Source organism: Mycobacterium sp. NGS56 (genome assembly GCF_059812425.1).
Window position 1 is genome coordinate 98594 of sequence record NZ_JCALCQ010000002.1, and the last position, 19759, is coordinate 118352.

General features: G+C 67.5%; 17 protein-coding genes. 15 read left to right on the forward strand and 2 right to left on the reverse strand.

The window, feature by feature from the left end:
* Positions 1-73: 73 nt before the first annotated feature.
* From AC5Y4F_RS07715 to AC5Y4F_RS07780, 14 genes are all read left to right on the forward strand, one after another.
* Entirely contained in the window at positions 74-1312 is a 1239-nt protein-coding gene (locus AC5Y4F_RS07715; protein ID WP_067938288.1) for an alkane 1-monooxygenase, read from the forward strand.
* The gene (locus AC5Y4F_RS07720; protein ID WP_067938286.1) at positions 1309-1533 is read left to right on the forward strand and encodes a rubredoxin; all 225 of its coding nucleotides are present in this window, start codon (positions 1309-1311) and stop codon (positions 1531-1533) included. The genes AC5Y4F_RS07715 and AC5Y4F_RS07720 overlap by 4 nt, the downstream gene beginning before the upstream one ends.
* Positions 1530-1715, forward strand: coding sequence for a rubredoxin (locus AC5Y4F_RS07725; protein ID WP_067938284.1), 186 nt, complete (start codon positions 1530-1532; stop codon positions 1713-1715). Before AC5Y4F_RS07720 ends, AC5Y4F_RS07725 begins: the two co-directional genes overlap by 4 nt.
* 97 nt (positions 1716-1812) lie before the next feature.
* Positions 1813-2463 carry a TetR family transcriptional regulator AlkX gene (gene alkX / locus AC5Y4F_RS07730; RefSeq protein ID WP_067938282.1) on the forward strand — a complete coding sequence of 217 codons (651 nt, stop codon included), beginning with the start codon at positions 1813-1815 and terminating at the stop codon, positions 2461-2463.
* Between the two features lie 109 nt (positions 2464-2572).
* Entirely contained in the window at positions 2573-4045 is a 1473-nt protein-coding gene (gene ahcY, locus AC5Y4F_RS07735) for an adenosylhomocysteinase (protein ID WP_067938280.1), read from the forward strand.
* A gap of 112 nt (positions 4046-4157) precedes the next feature.
* Complete coding sequence (locus AC5Y4F_RS07740; protein WP_067938278.1) at positions 4158-4790, forward strand: dTMP kinase; 633 nt, start codon at positions 4158-4160, stop codon at positions 4788-4790.
* An 80-nt stretch (positions 4791-4870) separates the two neighbouring features.
* Positions 4871-5557, forward strand: a complete 687-nt coding sequence (mtrA, locus tag AC5Y4F_RS07745; protein ID WP_007168097.1) for a two-component system response regulator MtrA — start codon at positions 4871-4873, stop codon at positions 5555-5557.
* Between the two features lie 97 nt (positions 5558-5654).
* A complete protein-coding gene (gene mtrB, locus AC5Y4F_RS07750; RefSeq protein ID WP_082947733.1) occupies positions 5655-7337 on the forward strand; it encodes an MtrAB system histidine kinase MtrB in 1683 nt (560 codons plus the stop codon).
* On the forward strand, positions 7337-9091 hold the full coding sequence (lpqB, locus tag AC5Y4F_RS07755; RefSeq protein ID WP_156750167.1) for an MtrAB system accessory lipoprotein LpqB: 1755 nt from the start codon (positions 7337-7339) through the stop codon (positions 9089-9091). Before mtrB ends, lpqB begins: the two co-directional genes overlap by 1 nt.
* Positions 9092-9247: 156 nt before the next feature.
* A complete protein-coding gene (locus AC5Y4F_RS07760; RefSeq protein WP_499995888.1) occupies positions 9248-9880 on the forward strand; it encodes a ComF family protein in 633 nt (210 codons plus the stop codon).
* A 333-nt stretch (positions 9881-10213) separates the two neighbouring features.
* The gene (hpf, locus tag AC5Y4F_RS07765) at positions 10214-10882 is read left to right on the forward strand and encodes a ribosome hibernation-promoting factor, HPF/YfiA family (RefSeq protein ID WP_067940514.1); all 669 of its coding nucleotides are present in this window, start codon (positions 10214-10216) and stop codon (positions 10880-10882) included.
* Between the two features lie 150 nt (positions 10883-11032).
* Positions 11033-13870 carry a preprotein translocase subunit SecA gene (secA, locus tag AC5Y4F_RS07770; RefSeq protein ID WP_499995889.1) on the forward strand — a complete coding sequence of 946 codons (2838 nt, stop codon included), beginning with the start codon at positions 11033-11035 and terminating at the stop codon, positions 13868-13870.
* A gap of 194 nt (positions 13871-14064) precedes the next feature.
* Positions 14065-15615, forward strand: a complete 1551-nt coding sequence (locus AC5Y4F_RS07775; protein ID WP_499995890.1) for an HD domain-containing phosphohydrolase — start codon at positions 14065-14067, stop codon at positions 15613-15615.
* A gap of 63 nt (positions 15616-15678) precedes the next feature.
* Positions 15679-16476, forward strand: a complete 798-nt coding sequence (locus tag AC5Y4F_RS07780; RefSeq protein ID WP_499995891.1) for an adenylate/guanylate cyclase domain-containing protein — start codon at positions 15679-15681, stop codon at positions 16474-16476.
* 59 nt (positions 16477-16535) lie between these two features.
* Here AC5Y4F_RS07780 and AC5Y4F_RS07785 read toward each other — a convergent pair whose 3' ends face one another.
* On the reverse strand, positions 16536-18239 hold the full coding sequence (locus tag AC5Y4F_RS07785; protein ID WP_499996385.1) for an ABC transporter ATP-binding protein/permease: 1704 nt from the start codon (positions 18237-18239) through the stop codon (positions 16536-16538).
* 245 nt (positions 18240-18484) lie between these two features.
* Between AC5Y4F_RS07785 and mddA the strand changes: the two genes are divergently transcribed.
* A complete protein-coding gene (mddA, locus tag AC5Y4F_RS07790) occupies positions 18485-19261 on the forward strand; it encodes a methanethiol S-methyltransferase (protein ID WP_499995892.1) in 777 nt (258 codons plus the stop codon).
* Here the strand turns inward: mddA and AC5Y4F_RS07795 are convergent.
* Positions 19258-19722 (reverse strand): SRPBCC family protein, encoded by a 465-nt coding sequence (locus AC5Y4F_RS07795; protein WP_499995893.1) that lies wholly within the window; start codon positions 19720-19722, stop codon positions 19258-19260. The genes mddA and AC5Y4F_RS07795 overlap by 4 nt on opposite strands.
* Positions 19723-19759 lie beyond the last annotated feature (37 nt).

The following is a 19759-nucleotide window of genomic DNA, read 5'->3' on the forward strand; positions in this document are numbered from 1 at the left end:
TGTCTAGACAGGAGACGCCAACATCGGTATTGTCCAACCTCAACGTGGTGTGACTCACAAGGAGGTTTGGCATATGACCACATTCGAACGGCAGCTGAGCCGGGAATCCGAACCGCTTCAGTGGCGGGACAAGAAGCGCCGCCTGTGGCTGATGGGGTTGATCGCCCCGACGGCCCTGTTCGTGATGCTGCCGCTCATCTGGGGCCTGAACCGGCTGGGCTGGCATGCCGCCGCGCAGGTGCCGCTGTGGATCGGACCGATCCTGCTCTGGGTCGTGCTGCCGATCCTCGACCTCCGCTTCGGGCCCGACGGGCAGAACCCTCCCGACGAGGTGATGGAGCAACTGGAGAACGACAAGTACTACCGGTACTGCACCTACGTCTACATCCCGTTCCAGTACCTCAGCGTCGCCTTTGGCGCCTACCTGTTCACCGCGTCGAACCTGAGCTGGCTGGGCTTTGACGGCGCCCTCGGCTGGGCCGGCAAGCTGGGCGTGGCGCTGTCGGTCGGCGTGCTCGGGGGCGTCGGCATCAACACCGCGCACGAGATGGGCCACAAGAAGGACTCGCTGGAGCGCTGGCTGTCCAAAATTACTTTGGCGCAGACGTGCTACGGGCACTTCTACATCGAGCACAACCGCGGCCACCACGTGCGCGTCGCCACCCCGGAGGACCCGGCGTCGGCGCGCTTCGGCGAGACCTTCTGGGAGTTCTTGCCGCGCAGCGTCTTCGGCAGCCTGCGCTCGTCGCTGCGGCTCGAGGCGCAACGGATCCGCCGACAGGGCGCCAGCCCGTGGCACCCCAAGACGTATCTATCCAACGACGTCCTCAACGCCTGGTTGATGTCGGTGGTGCTGTGGGGCGCGCTGATCGCGGTCTTCGGCCCGGCGCTGATTCCGTTCGTGATCATTCAGGCGGTCTTCGGCTTCAGCCTCCTGGAATCCGTCAATTACCTCGAGCACTACGGCCTACTGCGGCAGAAGAACTCAAGTGGCCGCTACGAGCGGTGCACCCCGGTGCACAGCTGGAACTCCGACCACGTGGTGACCAATCTGTTCCTGTACCACCTGCAGCGGCACAGCGACCACCACGCCAACCCGACCCGTCGGTACCAGACGCTGCGCAGCATGGAGGGCGCCCCCAACCTGCCGAGCGGATACGCGTCGTTGATCTCGCTCACCTACTTTCCCCCGCTGTGGCGCAAGGTGATGGATCACCGGGTGCTGGCGCACTACGACGGCGACATCACCAAGGTCAACATCCAGCCGCGGCTGCGCGAGAAGGTACTGGCGCGCTACGGGGTGCCCGCATGACCGCCTACCGCTGCCCCGGCTGCGGCTACACCTACGACGAAGCGAAAGGCGCACCGCGGGAAGGCTTTCGGCCCGGCACACCCTTCAGCGACATCCCCGAAGACTGGTGCTGCCCCGATTGTGCGGTGCGCGAGAAGGTCGATTTCGAAACGACGTCCGGCGACGACGTGGGACCACGCGATGAGAAGGAGCCGGACCACTGGTTAGGAGCGAACCGATGAACGACGACTACAAGCTTTTCATCTGCGTGCAATGCGGATTCGAGTACGACGAGGCCAAGGGCTGGCCCGAAGACGGCATTGCGCCCGGAACCCGCTGGGACGACATTCCCGAAGACTGGAGCTGCCCGGATTGCGGCGCGGCGAAGACCGACTTCGTGATGGTGGAGATCGCCCGTTCGTGACCGCCGGCGACGATGCGCAGCGTAGCGATGGGGAGGAGCGGCGCCATGATCGCGCCGGCGACGATGCGCAGCGTAGCGATGAGGAGGAGCGGCGCCGATGATCGGCGCCACCGCCGCGTCGAAAGCCGCTATTGTCGCGCCTGTGAAGCGGATGTCGTACGCCGAGGCGTCGCGTGCCCTGCTGCGCGATTCGGTGCTCGACGCCATGCGCGATCTGCTGCTGACCCGGGACTGGTCGGCCATCACGCTGTCCGATGTGGCCCGCGCCGCGGGCGTCAGCCGGCAGACGATCTACAACGAGTTCGGCTCGCGGCAGGGCCTGGCGCAGGGGTATGGCCTGCGTCTGGCCGATTGGCTGGTCGACGCCGTCAACGCCGCGCTGCAAGCCAACATCGGCAACATCTATGAGGCGTTCCTGCAGGGTTTTCGCGACCTGTTCACCGAGTTGTCGGCGGACCCGCTGGTGATCTCGCTGCTCACTGGGGTGGCCAAGCCGGACTTGCTGCAGATCATCACCACCGACAGCGCCCCGATCATCAACCGCGCCTCCGAACGGCTGACCACGGCGCTGACCCAGAGCTGGGTGGCGACCAGCGACGAGGACGCCGGAGTGCTGGCGCGTGCGATCGTGCGGCTGGCGCTGAGCTACGTGTCGATGCCGCCCGAGGCGGACCACGACGTGGCGGCCGATCTGGCCCGGTTGATGACGCCATTCGCGGAGCGGCACGGCGTGGTCAACGTTCCCTGAGCCCTTCCCTGAGCCGAGGGGCGCACCCAACCCCGACTACAGTGGCCTAAGAACATACCTAAGCTAATTACCGCTTGGACCGAGCGAGCCGAAAAAGGAAGAACACGTTATGACGACGACCGAAAACGCACTCACCCCCGACGTCCGGAACGGCATCGATTTCAAGGTCGCCGATCTTTCGTTGGCGGATTACGGTCGCCGGGACATCGAGCTCTCCGAACAGGAGATGCCGGGTCTGATGTCGCTGCGCCGCGAGTACCACGACGTGCAGCCGCTCAAGGGCGCGCGCATCTCGGGTTCGCTGCACATGACCGTGCAGACCGCGGTGCTGATCGAGACCCTCGTCGCGCTGGGTGCCGAGGTGCGCTGGGCGTCCTGCAACATCTTCTCCACCCAGGACCACGCCGCCGCCGCAGTGGTCGTCGGCCCGCACGGCACTCCGGAGGAGCCCAAGGGCGTTCCGGTGTACGCCTGGAAGGGCGAGACGCTCGAGGAATACTGGTGGGCGGCCGAGCAGGTGCTGACCTGGCCCGACGAGCCGGCCAACATGATCCTGGACGACGGCGGTGACGCCACCATGCTGGTGCTGCGTGGCGCGCAGTACGAGAGGGCCGGCGTGGTGCCGCCGGACGACGAAGACGACTCGACCGAGCACCGCGTGTTCTTGAACCTGCTGCGCAAGCGTTTCGAGACCGACAAGGACAAGTGGACCAAGATCGCCGCCTCGATCAAGGGCGTCTCCGAGGAGACCACCACCGGTGTGCTGCGGCTCTACCAGTTCGCCGCCGCCGGCGACCTGGCCTTCCCGGCGATCAACGTCAACGACTCGGTCACGAAGAGCAAGTTCGACAACAAGTACGGCTGCCGGCACTCGCTGATCGACGGCATCAACCGCGGCACCGACGTGCTGATCGGTGGCAAAAAGGTGCTGATCTGCGGCTACGGCGACGTCGGTAAGGGCTCCGCCGAGTCGGTGGCCGGCCAGGGCGCGCGGGTGACCGTCACCGAGATCGACCCGATCAACGCCCTTCAGGCGCTGATGGAGGGCTTCGACGTCAAGCGGGTGGAGGACGTGATCGGCGAAGCCGACATCATCATCACCACCACCGGCAACAAGGACATCATCACCCTCGAGCACATGAAGGCGATGAAGGACAAGGCAATCCTGGGCAACATCGGCCACTTCGACAACGAGATTCAGATCGCTCGGCTGGAGCGCTCCGGTGCCACCAAGACCAACATCCGCCCGCAGGTCGACCTGTGGACCTTCCCGGACACCGGCAAGTCGATCATCGTGTTGTCCGAGGGCAGGCTGCTGAACCTCGGTAACGCGACCGGACACCCGTCGTTCGTGATGAGCAACAGCTTCTCCAACCAGGTCATCGCCCAGATCGAGCTGTGGACCAAGAACGACGAGTACGACAACGAGGTCTACCGGCTGCCCAAGCACCTCGACGAGAAGGTGGCCCGCATCCACGTCGAGGCGCTCGGCGGCAAGCTGACCAAGCTGACCAAGGAGCAGGCCGAGTACATCGGCGTCGACGTCGACGGCCCCTACAAGGCCGACCACTACCGCTACTGAGCCGCGCGACCGCCGAGTGTCGCGTAAGCGTGGCACTCGGCGGCGACAGATTTGCGCGGCGACCCGCTGCGCCCGGCTGCGCCGCGCTTGCGATCGCCGATAGGCTCGCGCCGTGCTGATCGCGATCGAGGGCATTGACGGCGCCGGCAAACGGACGCTGACGGACAAGCTGCGCAACCTATTTCAGGCCGACGGCAAGTCGGTCGCGTTGCTGGCCTTTCCGCGCTATGGGGAATCGGTGATCGCCGACATCGCGGCCGAGGCCCTGCACGGCCAGCACGGCGACCTCGCGTCGTCGGTGTATGCGATGGCGTTGCTGTTCGCGCTGGACCGTGCCGGGGCGGTCGACGAAATCGATGCGCTGCGTCGCGCGCACGACGTGGTGATCATGGATCGCTACGTCGCCTCCAACGCGGCATACACCGCCGCCCGGTTGCACCAGGACGCGGCCGGACCGGCCGTGGAGTGGATACACGCGCTGGAATACGGGCGCCTCGGGCTGCCCACGCCCGACTGGCAGGTGCTGCTCGCGGTGCCGGCCGAATTGGCCGGGCGGCGCGCCCGCAGCCGCGCCGAGTCCGAACCCGGCCGGGCGCGCGACAGTTACGAACGCGACGACGGCCTTCAGCAGCGCACCGGCGCGGTCTACGCAGAGTTGGCCGCAGCCGGCTGGGGCGGCCAGTGGCGCAGCGTCGACGCGGGCGTCGATCCGGGGCGATTGGCAGCCGATTTGGCCGCCACCTAGCACAGATTTGTCACGATTCGGCCGTTTCGAAGGAGAAACGCCCGCGTGATGTCCGAGTTTTGTCCCGATGTGGTGACACCATGGACTCCATGAGGCAAAGGATTTTGGTCGTCGACGACGACGCTTCGCTGGCCGAGATGCTCACCATCGTGCTTCGTGGGGAGGGTTTCGACACTGCGGTCATCGGTGACGGCACCCAGGCCCTGACTGCGGTGCGCGAACTGCGCCCCGACTTGGTGTTGTTGGACCTGATGCTGCCCGGCATGAACGGCATCGACGTGTGCCGGGTGTTGCGCGCCGATTCCGGCGTGCCGATCGTGATGCTGACCGCCAAGACGGACACCGTCGATGTGGTCCTGGGCCTCGAGTCGGGTGCCGACGACTACATCATGAAGCCCTTCAAGCCGAAGGAGCTGGTGGCCCGGGTGCGGGCACGGCTGCGGCGCAACGACGACGAGCCGGCCGAGATGCTGTCCATCGCCGACGTCGAGATCGACGTGCCGGCGCACAAGGTGACACGCAACGGCGAGCAGATCTCCCTGACACCGCTCGAGTTCGACTTGCTGGTGGCGTTGGCGCGCAAACCGCGGCAGGTGTTTACTCGTGATGTGCTGCTCGAACAGGTGTGGGGCTATCGTCACCCGGCGGATACCCGCTTGGTGAACGTGCACGTCCAGCGTCTGCGGGCCAAGGTTGAGAAAGACCCTGAGAACCCGACCGTGGTGTTGACCGTTCGAGGAGTGGGATACAAGGCCGGACCTCCGTGACCGCGGGCGACGATGCAGGGCGCCGCAGTGCTGGAAAGCGGCGCTCCGGCACCGGTAGCCACAATGTGAAACGTCGTGAACAGGGGGAGCGCCGGCGGTGATCTGGGGCTCCCGGCGACGAACTCGGAGCCGCTGGGGGCGCTCCGGCCCCATGACTCGTGGCATGGGCACGGTGAGTCGGGCCGTGGCCATCGCCTGGCGGCGCTCGTTGCAGCTGCGGGTGGTGGCGCTGACGCTGGGGCTGTCCCTCGCGGTCATCCTGGCTCTCGGCTTCGTATTGACCAGTCAGGTCACCAATCGCGTGCTCGATGTCAAGGTGAAGGCCGCCATGGAACAGATCGAGCGGGCGCGCACCACCGTGGGCGGAATCGTCAACGGCGAAGAGGCGCGTTCGCTGGACAGCAGCCTGCAGCTGGCGCGCAACACGCTGACCTCCAAAACCGATCCGGCCTCGGGTGCGGGGCTGGCCGGCGCGTTCGACGCGGTGCTGATGGTGCCGGGCGACGGACCGCGCGCGGCGACCACGGCCGGCCCGGTCGACCAGGTGCCCGGTTCCCTGCGCGGTTTCGTCAAGGCCGGGCAGGCGGCCTACCAGTACGCCGTCGTGCACACCGACGGGTTCTCCGGACCGGCGCTGATTGTCGGTACCCCCGCGTCGTCTCAGGTCGCCAACCTGGAGCTCTATCTGATCTTCCCGCTGAAGAACGAGCAGGCCACCATCCAGTTGGTGCGCGGCACCATGATCACCGGCGGCGCCGTGCTGCTGGTGCTGCTGGCCGGCATCGCTCTGCTGGTGTCGCGGCAGGTGGTGGTGCCGGTGCGGTCGGCGTCGCGCATCGCCGAACGGTTCGCCGAAGGCCATCTGTCCGAAAGAATGCCGGTGCGCGGCGAGGACGACATGGCGCGGCTGGCCATGTCGTTCAACGACATGGCCGAAAGCCTGTCGCGCCAGATCACCCAGCTCGAGGAATTCGGTAATCTGCAGCGCCGCTTCACATCCGACGTGAGCCACGAGCTGCGTACCCCGCTGACCACCGTGCGGATGGCCGCCGACCTGATCTATGACCACAGCGCCGACCTGGACCCGACGTTGGCGCGCTCCACCGAGCTGATGGTCAACGAGCTGGACCGGTTCGAGTCGCTGCTCAACGACCTGCTCGAAATCTCCCGGCACGACGCCGGTGTCGCCGAGCTGTCCGTCGAAGCCGTCGACCTGCGCACCACCGTGCAGAGCGCGCTGAGCAACGTGGGGCATCTGGCCGAAGACGCCGGCATCGAACTGAAGGTGGATCTGCCAACCGAAGAGGTGATCGCCGAGGTCGACACCCGCCGGGTGGAGCGCATCTTGCGCAACCTGATCGCCAACGCCATCGACCACGCCGAGCACAAGCCGGTCAAGATCCGCATGGCCGCCGACGAGGACACGGTCGCCGTCACCGTCCGCGACTACGGCGTGGGACTGCGACCCGGCGAGGAGAAGCTGGTGTTCAGCCGGTTCTGGCGGGCCGACCCCGCCCGGGTGCGCCGCTCCGGCGGCACCGGGCTCGGCCTGGCGATCAGCATCGAGGACGCGCGCCTGCACCAGGGCAGGCTGGAGGCCTGGGGTGAACCGGGCGACGGCTCCTGCTTCCGGCTGACGCTGCCGCTCGTTCGCGGCCACAAGGTCACCACCAGTCCGCTGCCCATGAAGCCGATTCCGCAACCCGCCCCGCAGGCCGGTGCGCCCGAGCGCAAGGAACGCCAGCAGCGCCAGCGTGAGCACGCCGAGAGGACCCTGTGATGCGGCGATTGTTGGGCCTGCTGATGCCGGTCATGCTGCTCGCCGGCTGCGCCGGGGTGCCCAGCTCATCGGCGCCCCAAGCCATCGGCACCGTCGAGCGCCCGGCGCCGTCGAACCTGCCCAAGCCGACCCCGGGCATGGACCCCGACGTGCTGCTGCGCGAATTCTTCAAGGCCACAGCCGATCCCGCGAACCGGCATCTGGCCGCGCGGCAGTTCCTCACCCAGTCGGCGTCCAACGCCTGGGACGATGCGGGTAGCGCACTGCTGATCGACCATGTGGTGTTCGTCGAAACACGTGCGGCCGAACGTGTTTCGGCCACCATGCGGGCGGACATCCTGGGTTCGCTTTCGGACGTGGGGGTGTTCGAGACCGCCGAGGGCGTGCTGCCCGACCCCGGTCCGATCGAATTGGTCAAGACGTCCGGCGGTTGGCGCATCGACCGGTTGCCCAACGGGGTGTTCCTGGATTGGCAACAGTTTCAGTCCACCTACAAACGCAACACGCTGTACTTCGACGACCCCACCGGCAAGACGGTGGTTCCCGACCCGCGCTACGTCGCGGTGCCCGACCACGACCAGTTGGCCACCGAGCTCGTCTCCAAGCTGATCGCCGGGCCGCGGCCCGAGATGGCGCACACGGTCCGCAACCTGCTCGCACCGCCACTGCGGCTGCGTGGGCCGGTGACCCGCGCCGACGGCGGCAAGAACGGCATCGGGCGCGGTTACGGCGGTGCGCGCATCGATCTCGAGAAGCTGTCCACAACCGATCTGCACAGCCGGCAATTGCTTGCGGCACAGATCATTTGGACCCTGGCCAGGGCCGACATCCGGGGACCGTATGTGATCAGCGCCGACGGCGCGCCGCTGGACGACCGGTTCCGCGACGGGTGGACCACTTCGGACGTCGCGGCCACCGATCCCGGCGCGGCCGACGGTGCCGGCGCGGGCCTGCATGCCCTGGTGAACGGCTCACTGGTGGCGCTGGACGGCCAGCACACCGCCATGGTGGCCGGCGCGTTCGGACGCATGGGCGACCAGACCGGCGCAGCGCTGTCGCGCAGCGGGCGGCAGGTGGCGTCGGTGGTGACGCTGCATCGCGGTGCCCCGGACATGGCCGCGTCCTTGTGGATCGGCGATCTCGGCCAGGAGGCGGTGCAGTCCGCCGACGGGCACACGCTGTCGCGGCCGACCTGGTCGCTGGACGACGTGGTCTGGGTCGTGGTCGACGGCAACAACGTGTTGCGGGCGATCCAGGAGCCGGCCTCCGGGCAACCAGCGCGCCTCCCGGTGGATTCGGTGGCGGTGGCCACCCGGTTCCCGGGGCCGATTACCGACTTGCAGCTGTCCCGCGACAGCACCCGCGCCGCGATGGTGATCGGCGGCCAGGTGATTCTCGCCAGCGTCGAGCAGACCCAGGCCGGGCAGTACGCCCTGACCTTCCCGCGCCGGCTCGGCTTCGGGTTGGGCAATTCGGTGGTGTCGCTGTCGTGGCGCACCGGTGACGACCTCGTGGTGACGCGCACCGATGCCAGCCATCCGGTGTCTTACGTGAACATCGACGGGGTGAACTCCGACGCCCCGCCGCACGGTTTACAGATGCCGGTGACCACGGTGGTCGCCAACCCGTCGACGGCCTACGTCGCGGGTCCCCAAGGGGTGCTGCAGTATTCGCCGTCGGCCGACGGTCAGCAGGGCTGGTCGGACGTGCCCGGGCTGACGGTGCCCGGGGCGGCCCCCGTGCTGCCGGGTTAGCGGCGATCGCCAGCGCGGTGGAGCCGGGCGCAGCGGGTCGCCGCCGTCGGGCCAGCGGCGATCGCCAGCGCGGTGGAGCCGGGCGCAGCGGGTCGCCGCCGTCGGGCCAGCGGCGATCGCGGAATAGCTGTCACACCCATCCACCACACTGGCGCCATGCTCGACCTGTTCCTGCCCTCCGAATGCGGCGGCTGTGGGGCGCCGTCGACCCGCTGGTGCGACTGGTGCGCCGCCGAGCTGTCGGTGGCCGCGGATCAGCCGCATGTGGTGAACCCGCGCGTCGACCCGGGGGTGCCGGTATTCGCCTTGGGCCGCTACGCCAATGCACGCCGGAACGCGATCCTGGCGCTCAAGGAGCAGGGCCGCGCCGATCTGGTCGGGCCGCTGGCGCGCGCACTGGCCGTCGGGGTGCACCGGCTGCTGTCCTGGGGGATCGTGCCGACCCCGCTGACCGTCGTGCCCGCACCGACCCGGCGTTCGGCCGCGCGCCGGCGCGGCGGTGACCCCGTCGCCCGGCTGGCGCGCGCCGCGGTGGCGCGGCATCCGGACATCACCGTCGCACCCGCCTTGCGGCTCAAGGCGCTGACACGCGACTCCGTGGGCCTGGGCACCACCGCGCGCGAGCGCAACATCGCCGGCCGGGTAGTGCTGCGCGGCTCGCCGCCGCGCACCGAGGTCATGGTCGTCGACGACATCGTCACCACCGGCGCGACGGCGCGCGAGTCGGTGCGAATCCTGCAGGCCGCCGGGGTTCGAGTCGCCGCGGTGCTGGCGATCGCCGCGGTCTGAATCGGCCGCGGCCGGCGCAACCCATGACCCGGCCAAGAGGTTGTGAAGAACTCGCAACAGCTCGACGAAATTAGTGGCATCGGCAGGCGAACACGAGCTAACGTCGAGAACAACGAAGAACGACTCATCGGTCTGACTCACTGGTCGCGATTTCCCAGGTGAGACCCATTCGCGGGAAGGGGTGAGTAATCGACACCTTGCTCCGGCGAGCAGCCTGCGGCGGTAGCCAGTCTCGAACCGCTCCCACCTCGTCGGCGCGTTAAGCAGCCAGGCACGCAGGGCGCGTGTGACGTGAAAAAGAGAAACGAGTTGTCACGTATGTCAAGGCTATCCGTGGATCCCGGTCAGATTCTGGACCAACCGCCCGTCACCGATGGGCAAGCCCCACCGACAACCACCGCCGACGTTGTGTTCAAGGGCCGCAACGTAGAAATCCCCGATCATTACCGTCTGTACGTCTCGCAAAAACTCGCCCGCCTCGAGCGGTTCGATCGCTCCATCTATCTTTTCGATGTCGAGCTCAAGCACGCGCCCAACCGGCGTCAGCGCAAATCCTGTCAGCGCGTGGAAATCACCGCTCGTGGCCGCGGCCCGGTGACGCGGGCGGAAGCCTGCGCCAACAGCTTCTACGCCGCGTTCGAGTCCGCGGTCGACAAGCTGGAGAACCGGCTGCGCCGCGTCAAGGACCGCCGCAAGGTGCACTACGGCGACAAGACCCCGGTGTCGCTGGCCGCCGCGACCGCGGTGCCGCCACCCGCCCCGCCGCCCAGCGCGGCGCAACCCCCGCCGACCGAGCACGACGGCGCGGAGCAAGACCATGAGCCCGGACGGATCGTGCGGACCAAGGAGCACCCGGCCACGCCGATGACGGTCGACGACGCGCTCTACGAGATGGAACTCGTCGGACACGACTTCTTCCTGTTCCACGACAAGCAGACCGAACGGCCCTGCGTGGTCTACCGGCGGCACGGGTATGACTACGGTTTGATCCGACTGGCCTGATCCGACTGGCCTGGGCAGGGTCGCTCTGCGGCGACCGCGCCGCGCCCGGCAACGCCGCGCTAGCGATCGCCGGTGCGGCGGCCGTTAGCGGGTCGTCGCCTACCATGGGAGTCGCTCAATGCAAGACTCCTACCAACAGGGGACATAGCTGTGCTGTCGAAGTTGCTGCGCCTTGGCGAAGGTCGCATGCTCAAGCGTCTCAAGCGGGTGTCTGACTACGTCAACACCTTGTCCGACGAGATCGAGAAGCTCACCGACGCCGAGTTGCGGGCCAAGACCGACGAGTTCAAGAAACGGCACGCCGACGGCGAAAGCCTCGACGACCTCCTCCCGGAGGCCTTCGCGGTGGCCCGGGAGGCGGCCTGGCGGGTGCTCGACCAGCGGCCCTTCGACGTACAGGTGATGGGCGCGGCGGCGCTGCACTTCGGCAATGTCGCCGAGATGAAGACCGGTGAGGGCAAGACGCTGACCTCGGTGCTGCCGGCCTACCTCAACGGCATCGGCGGCAAGGGCGTGCACGTCGTCACGGTCAACGACTACCTGGCCAAACGTGACAGCGAGTGGATGGGCCGCGTGCACCGCTTCCTTGGCCTGGACGTTGGCGTGATCCTCGCGCAGATGACACCCGATGAGCGCCGGGTCGCCTACAACGCCGACATCACCTACGGCACCAACAACGAGTTCGGGTTCGACTACCTGCGCGACAACATGGCGCACTCGCTCGACGACCTGGTGCAGCGCGGGCACAACTACGCCATCGTCGACGAGGTCGACTCCATCCTGATCGATGAGGCCCGCACCCCGTTGATCATCTCGGGCCCCGCCGACGGTGCCTCGAACTGGTACGCCGAGTTCGCCCGGCTGGCGCCGCTGATGGAGAAGGACACCCACTACGAGGTCGACCTGCGCAAGCGCACCGTCGGCGTGCACGAGAAGGGTGTGGAGTTCGTCGAGGACCAGCTCGGCATCGACAACCTCTATGAGGCCGCCAACTCGCCGCTGGTCAGCTACCTCAACAACGCGCTGAAGGCCAAGGAGCTGTTCAACCGCGACAAGGACTACATCGTGCGCGACGGCGAGGTCCTGATCGTCGACGAGTTCACCGGCCGCGTGCTCTACGGCCGCCGCTACAACGAGGGCATGCACCAGGCCATCGAGGCCAAGGAGCACGTCGAGATCAAGGCCGAGAACCAGACGCTGGCCACCATCACGCTGCAGAACTACTTCCGGCTCTACGACAAGCTCGCCGGCATGACCGGTACCGCCCAGACCGAGGCGGCCGAACTGCACGAAATCTACAAGCTCGGCGTGGTGCCCATCCCGACCAACAAGCCGATGATCCGCGCCGACCAGTCCGACCTGATCTACAAGACCGAGGAAGCCAAGTACATCGCGGTGGTCGACGACGTCGTCGAGCGCTACGAAAAGGGCCAGCCGGTGCTGATCGGTACCACCAGCGTCGAGCGCTCGGAGTACTTGTCGCGGCAGTTCCAGAAGCGCCGCGTGCCGCACAACGTGCTCAACGCGAAGTTTCACGAGCAGGAGGCGACGATCGTCGCCGTCGCCGGCCGTCGCGGCGGCATCACGGTGGCCACCAACATGGCCGGCCGCGGTACCGACATCGTGCTGGGCGGCAACGCCGACTTCCTCACCGACCAGCGGCTGCGTGAGCGCGGCCTCGACCCGGTCGAGACGCCCGACGAGTACGACGCGGCGTGGCACGACGAACTGCCCAAGGTCAAGGAGGAGGTCAGCGCGGAGGCCGCCGAGGTGATCGAGGCCGGCGGCCTGTACGTGCTGGGCACCGAGCGCCACGAGTCGCGCCGCATCGACAACCAGCTGCGCGGCCGCTCCGGGCGGCAGGGCGACCCGGGCGAGTCGCGGTTCTACCTGTCGCTGGGCGACGAACTCATGCGCCGGTTCAACGGTGCGGCGCTCGAGGCGATGCTCAACCGGCTGAACCTGCCCGACGATGTGCCCATCGAGGCCAAGATGGTCACCCGCGCGATCAAGAGCGCCCAGACCCAGGTGGAGCAGCAGAACTTCGAGGTCCGCAAGAACGTCCTGAAGTACGACGAGGTGATGAACCAGCAGCGCAAGGTGATCTACGCCGAGCGCCGACGCATCCTGGAGGGCGAGAACCTCAAGGAGCAGGCGCTGGACATGGTCCGCGACGTGGTCACCGCCTACGTCAACGGAGCGACCGCCGAGGGCTACGCCGAGGATTGGGACCTGGAGGCCCTGTGGACGGCGCTGAAGACCCTGTACCCGGTGGGCATCGACCACACGACGCTCACCCGCCGCGACGCCGACGCCGACCTGGATGACCTCACCCGCGAGGAGTTGCTCGAGGCGCTGCTCAAAGACGCCGAAAACGCCTACGCCAGAAGGGAAGCCGAACTCGAGGAGATCGCCGGCGAGGGGGCGATGCGCCAGCTGGAACGCAACGTGCTGCTCAACGTCATCGACCGCAAGTGGCGCGAGCACCTCTACGAGATGGACTACCTCAAGGAGGGCATCGGGCTGCGCGCGATGGCGCAGCGCGACCCGCTCGTGGAGTACCAGCGCGAGGGTTACGACATGTTCATGGCGATGCTCGACGGCCTGAAGGAGGAGTCGGTCGGGTTCCTGTTCAATGTCACCGTCGAAGCGGTGCCCAGTCCACAGGTCGCGCCGGTCGAAGCGCCGGAGGGCCTGGAGGAATTCGCCAGCGCTGCGGCCGTCGGCGCCGAAGGCGGCAGCACCGCGACGGCCGTGCGCGAAGAATCGCCAACCCGGTTGCGCGCCAAGGGGATTGACAACGAGGCGCCGGCCATGACCTACTCCGGTCCGTCCGAGGACGGCTCGGCGGCGGTGCAGCGCAACGGCGGCGAAGGCGGCAAGGCGCCGGCCGGCGTGCCCGGGGGTGCCAGCCGGCGTGAGCGCCGCGCCGCGGCGCGACAACAGGGCCGCGGTAGCAAGCCACCCAAGTCCGTCAAGCGGCGCTAGCCGGGCGATCCGACCGGAGGCGCCCTGCGCCGAGTGTGAGGCTAGCCGCACACTCGGGGCCGAACGTGCGGCTAGCCGCACACTCGGCGACAGCCTGCGCCAGCAACCCCTATGCCCTAGGCTTATCAGGCATCGGCTTTCGTGTGGCTATAGTGACGCCGCGCCGATGAGGGGTGGAGAAAGGGACGAGTTCCATGCCCTTCGACGGAGCCGTGTCGCGGACTGACGTTCTGGCGGCGCTATCTCTGGCGATCGACCTCGGGCTCGGGCAGCCGATGGATCACATGCTGCGGTCGGCGGCGATGGGCTCGCGATTGGCGACGCAACTGGGACTCGACGAGCGCGAGCGCGGAACCGTTTTCTATACGGCCCTGGTGATGTGGATCGGCTGTCACGCGGACTCGCACGAGTATGCGCAGTGGTTCGGCGACGACATCGCGGTGCGACACGACAGCCACTACATCGACTGGTCCGGTGCGCCATACCGTCGATTTCTCATGACCAATCTGGGGCGTGGGACGACGTTGCCCAAACGAGCCCAGTTGGCGGCCAAAGTCTTCTGGGACGCCCGCGGGAATCTGGGCGCATTGGTGCAGTCCCATTGCCTGTCGGCCGCTCTGCTTGCCGAGGAGATCGGGCTGGGCGCCGATGTTTGTCAAGCGCTGCCCTACGCGTACGAGCGATGGGACGGCAGCGGTCTTCCCGCCGGAGCCGCCGGAAACCAGATCCCCGTGGCGATGCGGGTGGCGCAGATCTCCGACATCGCCGATGTGCACCATCGCGCTTACGGCGCAGGCGCCGCAATCGCCGAAATTCGCCGTCGCAGCGGCAAACAGTTCGATCCGGAGATCGTCGCGGTGTTCATCGCGGCGGCCGATGACCTACTGCGCGAGGACGAAGACGCGTGGTCGATCGCCGCGGGTCTGGCTCCAGATCCGGGCGAAGCGCTGAGCGGACCCGCGCTGGACCGACTCCTGTGTGCGATGGGTGACTTCGCGGATCTGAAATGCCCCTTCACTCTTGGCCATTCACGTGCCGTCGCTCAGCTGGCGGAGAACGCCGGGCGATGCGCGGGCCTGCCGCAAGACGACATCGATATCCTGCGCCGCGCAGGCTACGTTCACGATCTCGGTCGCATCGGTGTGTCGAACCGAGTGTGGGAAAAGCCGGCCGCGCTAACCGATGTCGAACGCGAGCGCGTGCATTTGCATCCCTATCTGACCGGCAGGATTTTGGCCCGGGTCGGTGGGCTGAAGGCCGTCCGAGAGGTCGCGGTGAACCATCACGAGCGACTGGACGGCTCGGGATACCCGAACGGCCTGCGCGGTGATGACCTGTCGGGTCGTGACCGCGTGCTCGCCGCCGCCGAAAGCTATTGCTCCGCAACGGAACCGCGACCGTATCGCGACGCCAGGAACGGGGAGGCCGCGGCCAAGAAACTGCGGGACGAAGCGGTCCGCGGCCGCCTGGACGGTGACGCCGTCGAAGCCGTCCTGCAGGCCGCCGGCCACCGGCCGTCGCGCAGAGCCGCCAGGCCGGCCGGGCTGACTCGGCGCGAGGCCGAGGTGTTGCTCCATGTCGCGCAGGGACTCTCCAATAAGGAGATAGCTGCGGCGCTCTGGATTTCCGAGAAGACGGTACGCAATCACGTCGAACACATCTATGCCAAGATCGGGGTCTCGAACCGGATCGGTGCCAGCCTGTACGCCACCCGGCACGGCCTGGCCGGCGCCATCCCCGACTGAGGAATCCGATCTATGGGGTGAATGCCCCATGTGTCCGCGGGGAATCGACGCGAACATTTCGGCATGACCAGCAATGCCTTCGGCCCGGCGGCCGCGGCCACCCAGCCGGAACGGCAACCGGGGGTTTGGGACCGGGTCCTCACCGACGGCCACGCGTCTCTGGTCAGGGCGAGGCATGCGTTTCGCTACCTGCCCTCGGCGCCGCGATGCAAGCTGTGCAACAACCCGTTCGGCGGACCAGTCGGTCGCCTCTTCGCGGTGGCCGGCTTCCGCCGCTCGCGTAAGAACCCCAACCTGTGCATGCGATGCTGTGATGCGCTGCCGCCAGGGGGAGCGGAGGTGGACATCGCGGTGTTGTTCGCCGATGTTCGCGGCTCCACGGCGTTGGGTCACTGTCGACCCGCCGCGGACTTCGCCGCGCTGCTCAACCGGTTTTACTGTGTCGCAACGCAAACCCTGCTGCGTCATGACGCGGTGATCGACAAACTCATCGGTGACGAGGTGATGGCGTTTTTCGTCCGGGGCATCAGCGGTCCCCGGTATCGCCAACGGGCCGTAGAGGCGGGAGTCGATCTGCTCGAAGCGGTTGGGTACGGCGCGCCAGGCGGGGCCTGGCTCGACGTCGGCGTCGCGGTACACGCGGGCGTCGCGTACGTGGGCAACGTGGGCGGGGCTGTCGTCGATTTCACCGCCCTCGGTCGCCCGGTCAACGCCGCGGCCCGGATGCAACAACTCGCGGCCGGCGGTGAGTTGTTGATCGCCAGCGGGGTCGCCGACGAGCTGACGGACGGCATGGCACGGCGCACGCTCAGTCTGCGGGGACAAGAAGAGCCGATCAACGTCTTCGTCCACAAGTCCTGAGCCGAACGCCCGGGGCCCGCGACCTCTGCTGAGCGTCGCGGGCCCGGAACACGGGGCCGTCACCGCCAAGATGCGCCGGGCCGGGAGCGACGGTGCAGTACCCAGGCGGTGGCCAGCGTGAGCGCGACGGCGAACGAGGCCAGCGCGATCAGACTGGCGACGGTACCCCCCTGGAAGGTGCTGCGGTAGGCGGACATCGCCGGCAGCGTGGCGGCGTAGCGGTCGAGGCCCAGCTCGCGGCCCAGCGCATCGAAGGCGTGGCGGTTGGACAGGACCAGGCTCATCATCCGTCCGGGGGTGGCCATCTGGTCCACCGGGACGATGGCCCCACCGAACAACACCTGCGGGAAGCACAGCATCGGCAGGGCGAGGGCCGCCTGCGCGGCGTTGGAGACGGCGGCCGAGGCGAGCAGTCCCAGCGCCAACGCCGAGGTCGCTTCGACCAGGATCGTCGCGAACAGCGAGGCGTACACGTCCCATCCGGCCGCGGGGAGCCGACCGAGTGCGCGCAGCACAACCAGCAGCACCGCGCTCACTCCCGCCAGAACCGGAAGCAGCGCGGTCACCTTCGATGCCACGTAAGCGCCCACGCTGAGCCCTGCCAGGCGCTCGCGCCGGAAAACGGCCATCTCGCCGACGATTTGGAGCAGGCCGTAGGTCAGGCCGAAGAAGAAGCCGTCGAAAGCTATCCAGAACATGATTTGGGCCGGGCCGACGCCGGCCGCGCTGCCCGCATCGAACTCGCCGCGCTTGAACAGCGTCGCCATCATCACCGTCACCAAGACGGGCGAGCCGAGCAGGATCGCCAGGGTCAGCCGATTGCGCGACAGGACATCGACATTGCGCCGTGTGAGGAGCCACCATTGCCGAACCCTGCCCGTGCCCTTGACGCCGGACGGGGTAGGCGGCGCGGACCGTTGAGTCGAGCCGCCACGGTTTGCCGAATTCGCGCGGCTCGCCGCGAACCGCTCCGCCCAGCCGCCCGGAGTGTGGTCGCCGGACAGGCGCTCGTACACCTCGGTGAGGGTGTTGACCCCGAAGTAGCGCCGCGCCGCGGCCGGGCTCCCGGTGAAGGCCAGGTGGCCGTCGCGAGCCAGGAACACCACCCGATCACACCGGTCGATGCCGGCCGGCTCGTGTGTGGTCAGAACGACGGTGACCCCGCGTTGGCTGAGGCGGCGCAGCAAGCGCATCACTTCGGCCGCAGTGGAAGGATCGAGCCCCGAGGTGGGTTCGTCGAGGAAGAAGAGGCGGGGCCGGGTCAGGAGCTCCACGGCGATGCTGGCCCGCTTGCGTTGACCGCCGGACAGCGCGCGCACCGGCACGTCGGCCCGATCGGCCAGGTCGAGGTCGGCCAGCGTCTCCTCGACGACCCGGTCCGCCTCCGCCGCGGACGTCCCTGCGGGGAGGCGGAGCAGCGCCGCGTAGCGCAGCGTGCGGCGCAGGGGCATCTCCAGGTGGATGATGTCGTCCTGGGGCACGTACCCGACGCGGGAGTCGACGCGCGGACGTCGGGAAACGCCGTCATGCCTAAGCTCCCCGGCGCTCGGCGGTTGCAGGCCCGCGAGGACCTCCAGCAGGGTGGTCTTGCCCGCCCCGCTGCCGCCGGCGATCGCGACCAATTCGCCCGGTTCCACCGACAGCGACAATGCGTGGAGGAGCTGACGCCCACCCACCTGCCGGCTGATGTCGATCGCGTCGACCCGCGCGCCACCGGGCGCTCCTACCGCGTGATCCGATCGCTGAGTACCGAGCCGATCCATTGTCGCTGCGGTGCATGTCGCTTCGGTCATGATCTGGCCTCCGTACCTTTCGAAATGGCTTTGTCGTGGCCGATCATCGGTCTGGGGAGTCCGTGCTCGCATGAGGCGTTTGCCTCAAAATCGCCGAGTCCGCCGGCGGGCGCGCGCCGACAATGGACTAGTCAAAATTGGCTAGGGCAGGCCAGGGAAGAAAATGAGGCAAATGGCCCATAGGCGAGCGCCCGCCGGCGGCCCACACTTGGCCTATGAAGCGATACTTGACGGTCGGTTACGGCGCCGGCGCATACCTGATGTTTCTCGCCGCATTCTTATATCTCGTGGCTTTCGTGGCCGGGCTCTGGGTGCCGCGCACCGTCGATCACGGGCTCTCTGCGCCCATCGGCCAGGCGGTACTGGTCAACGTGCTGCTGGTTGCCGCGTTCGGCGCCCAGCACAGTGTGATGGCGCGGCCGGCATTCAAGGCGTGGTGGACGCGATTCGTGCCGGCGTCGATCGAACGCAGCACGTATGTGGTGCTGTCAAGCGCTGTGCTGGTGCTGCTGTATTGGCAATGGCGGACGATGCCGGCCGTCGTCTGGGACGTGCGGCTGCCGGCCGGGCGTCTGACGCTGTGGGCGTTGTTCTGGCTGGGGTGGGCGATCGCGCTGGCCTCGACCTTCATGGTCAGCCACTTCGATCTGTTCGGCCTTCGGCAGGTGTATCTGGCGTGGCGCGGAAGGCCCTACACCCACATAGGTTTTCACGCTCGACTGCTCTATCGCCTGGTGCGTCATCCGCTCATGCTCGGCTTCCTCATCGCCTTCTGGGCGACGCCGACCATGACGGCCGGACACCTGCTCTTCTCGATCGGCATGACGAGTTACATCCTGATCGCGGTGCAATTGGAGGAGCGCGATCTGGTCGCTGTGCTCGGCGATGAGTACCAGGAGTACCGCCGCAGTGTGTCGATGCTGGTGCCCTTCACCCGTCGCCAGCAACGCCGGCTTGGTCGGCAACCGGCCCAACCGGCCGGCCAGCATTAGCTTTCCAGCAGCGCGGCGATCCGCTCCAGCGTCGCGGCCATGCCCCGCTCGGTTTGGCGGGGCATGGAACCGCTGGTGATCATCCACTTCTGCTTGTCGCGTGACACGTCCCAGGTTTCGCGAACCAGGGTGCCGCCGTCCGTGGCAACGAGTTCGTATCTCCAGATGCGGCCGCCGACCAGACCGCCCATGCCGAAGGTCTGCCACGCGATGCGGCGATCCGGTTCGTACTCGATGACCGTGTTGGTGGTGCGGTAGGGCAGGAACAACGTCTCCTTGCGGCCCCGCATCGCCATCGAGAATTTCGAACCCATCGTCAGTGGGATCGATTTGTCCGAGGCGTGGTTCACGGTGCCGGAGCCGTCGAACGCGGCGTGCCTGCCGGCGTCGGCCAGCAGCGCGAAGATCGCGGCGGGCGGCGCCTTGATGACACGCTCGACGCTGACCGTGTTTTCCTGCATCCGCTTACAGTAACGCCAAGCGACCTGTCAGGATTGA

Excerpts from the sequence above, each read along its gene's own strand:
- AC5Y4F_RS07775 (WP_499995890.1), top strand. The coding sequence starts at position 14,065 with ATGCCCTTCGACGGAGCCGTGTCGCGGACTGACGTTCTGGCGGCGCTA.
- AC5Y4F_RS07795 (WP_499995893.1), bottom strand. The coding sequence starts at position 19,722 with ATGCAGGAAAACACGGTCAGCGTCGAGCGTGTCATCAAGGCGCCGCCC.
- AC5Y4F_RS07780 (WP_499995891.1), top strand. The coding sequence starts at position 15,679 with ATGACCAGCAATGCCTTCGGCCCGGCGGCCGCGGCCACCCAGCCGGAA.
- AC5Y4F_RS07760 (WP_499995888.1), top strand. The coding sequence starts at position 9,248 with ATGCTCGACCTGTTCCTGCCCTCCGAATGCGGCGGCTGTGGGGCGCCG.
- ahcY (WP_067938280.1), top strand. The coding sequence starts at position 2,573 with ATGACGACGACCGAAAACGCACTCACCCCCGACGTCCGGAACGGCATC.
- AC5Y4F_RS07725 (WP_067938284.1), top strand. The coding sequence starts at position 1,530 with ATGAACGACGACTACAAGCTTTTCATCTGCGTGCAATGCGGATTCGAG.
- alkX (WP_067938282.1), top strand. The coding sequence starts at position 1,813 with ATGATCGGCGCCACCGCCGCGTCGAAAGCCGCTATTGTCGCGCCTGTG.
- lpqB (WP_156750167.1), top strand. The coding sequence starts at position 7,337 with ATGCGGCGATTGTTGGGCCTGCTGATGCCGGTCATGCTGCTCGCCGGC.
- mtrA (WP_007168097.1), top strand. The coding sequence starts at position 4,871 with ATGGACTCCATGAGGCAAAGGATTTTGGTCGTCGACGACGACGCTTCG.
- AC5Y4F_RS07715 (WP_067938288.1), top strand. The coding sequence starts at position 74 with ATGACCACATTCGAACGGCAGCTGAGCCGGGAATCCGAACCGCTTCAG.
- AC5Y4F_RS07720 (WP_067938286.1), top strand. The coding sequence starts at position 1,309 with ATGACCGCCTACCGCTGCCCCGGCTGCGGCTACACCTACGACGAAGCG.
- AC5Y4F_RS07785 (WP_499996385.1), bottom strand. The coding sequence starts at position 18,239 with ATGGATCGGCTCGGTACTCAGCGATCGGATCACGCGGTAGGAGCGCCC.
- mddA (WP_499995892.1), top strand. The coding sequence starts at position 18,485 with ATGAAGCGATACTTGACGGTCGGTTACGGCGCCGGCGCATACCTGATG.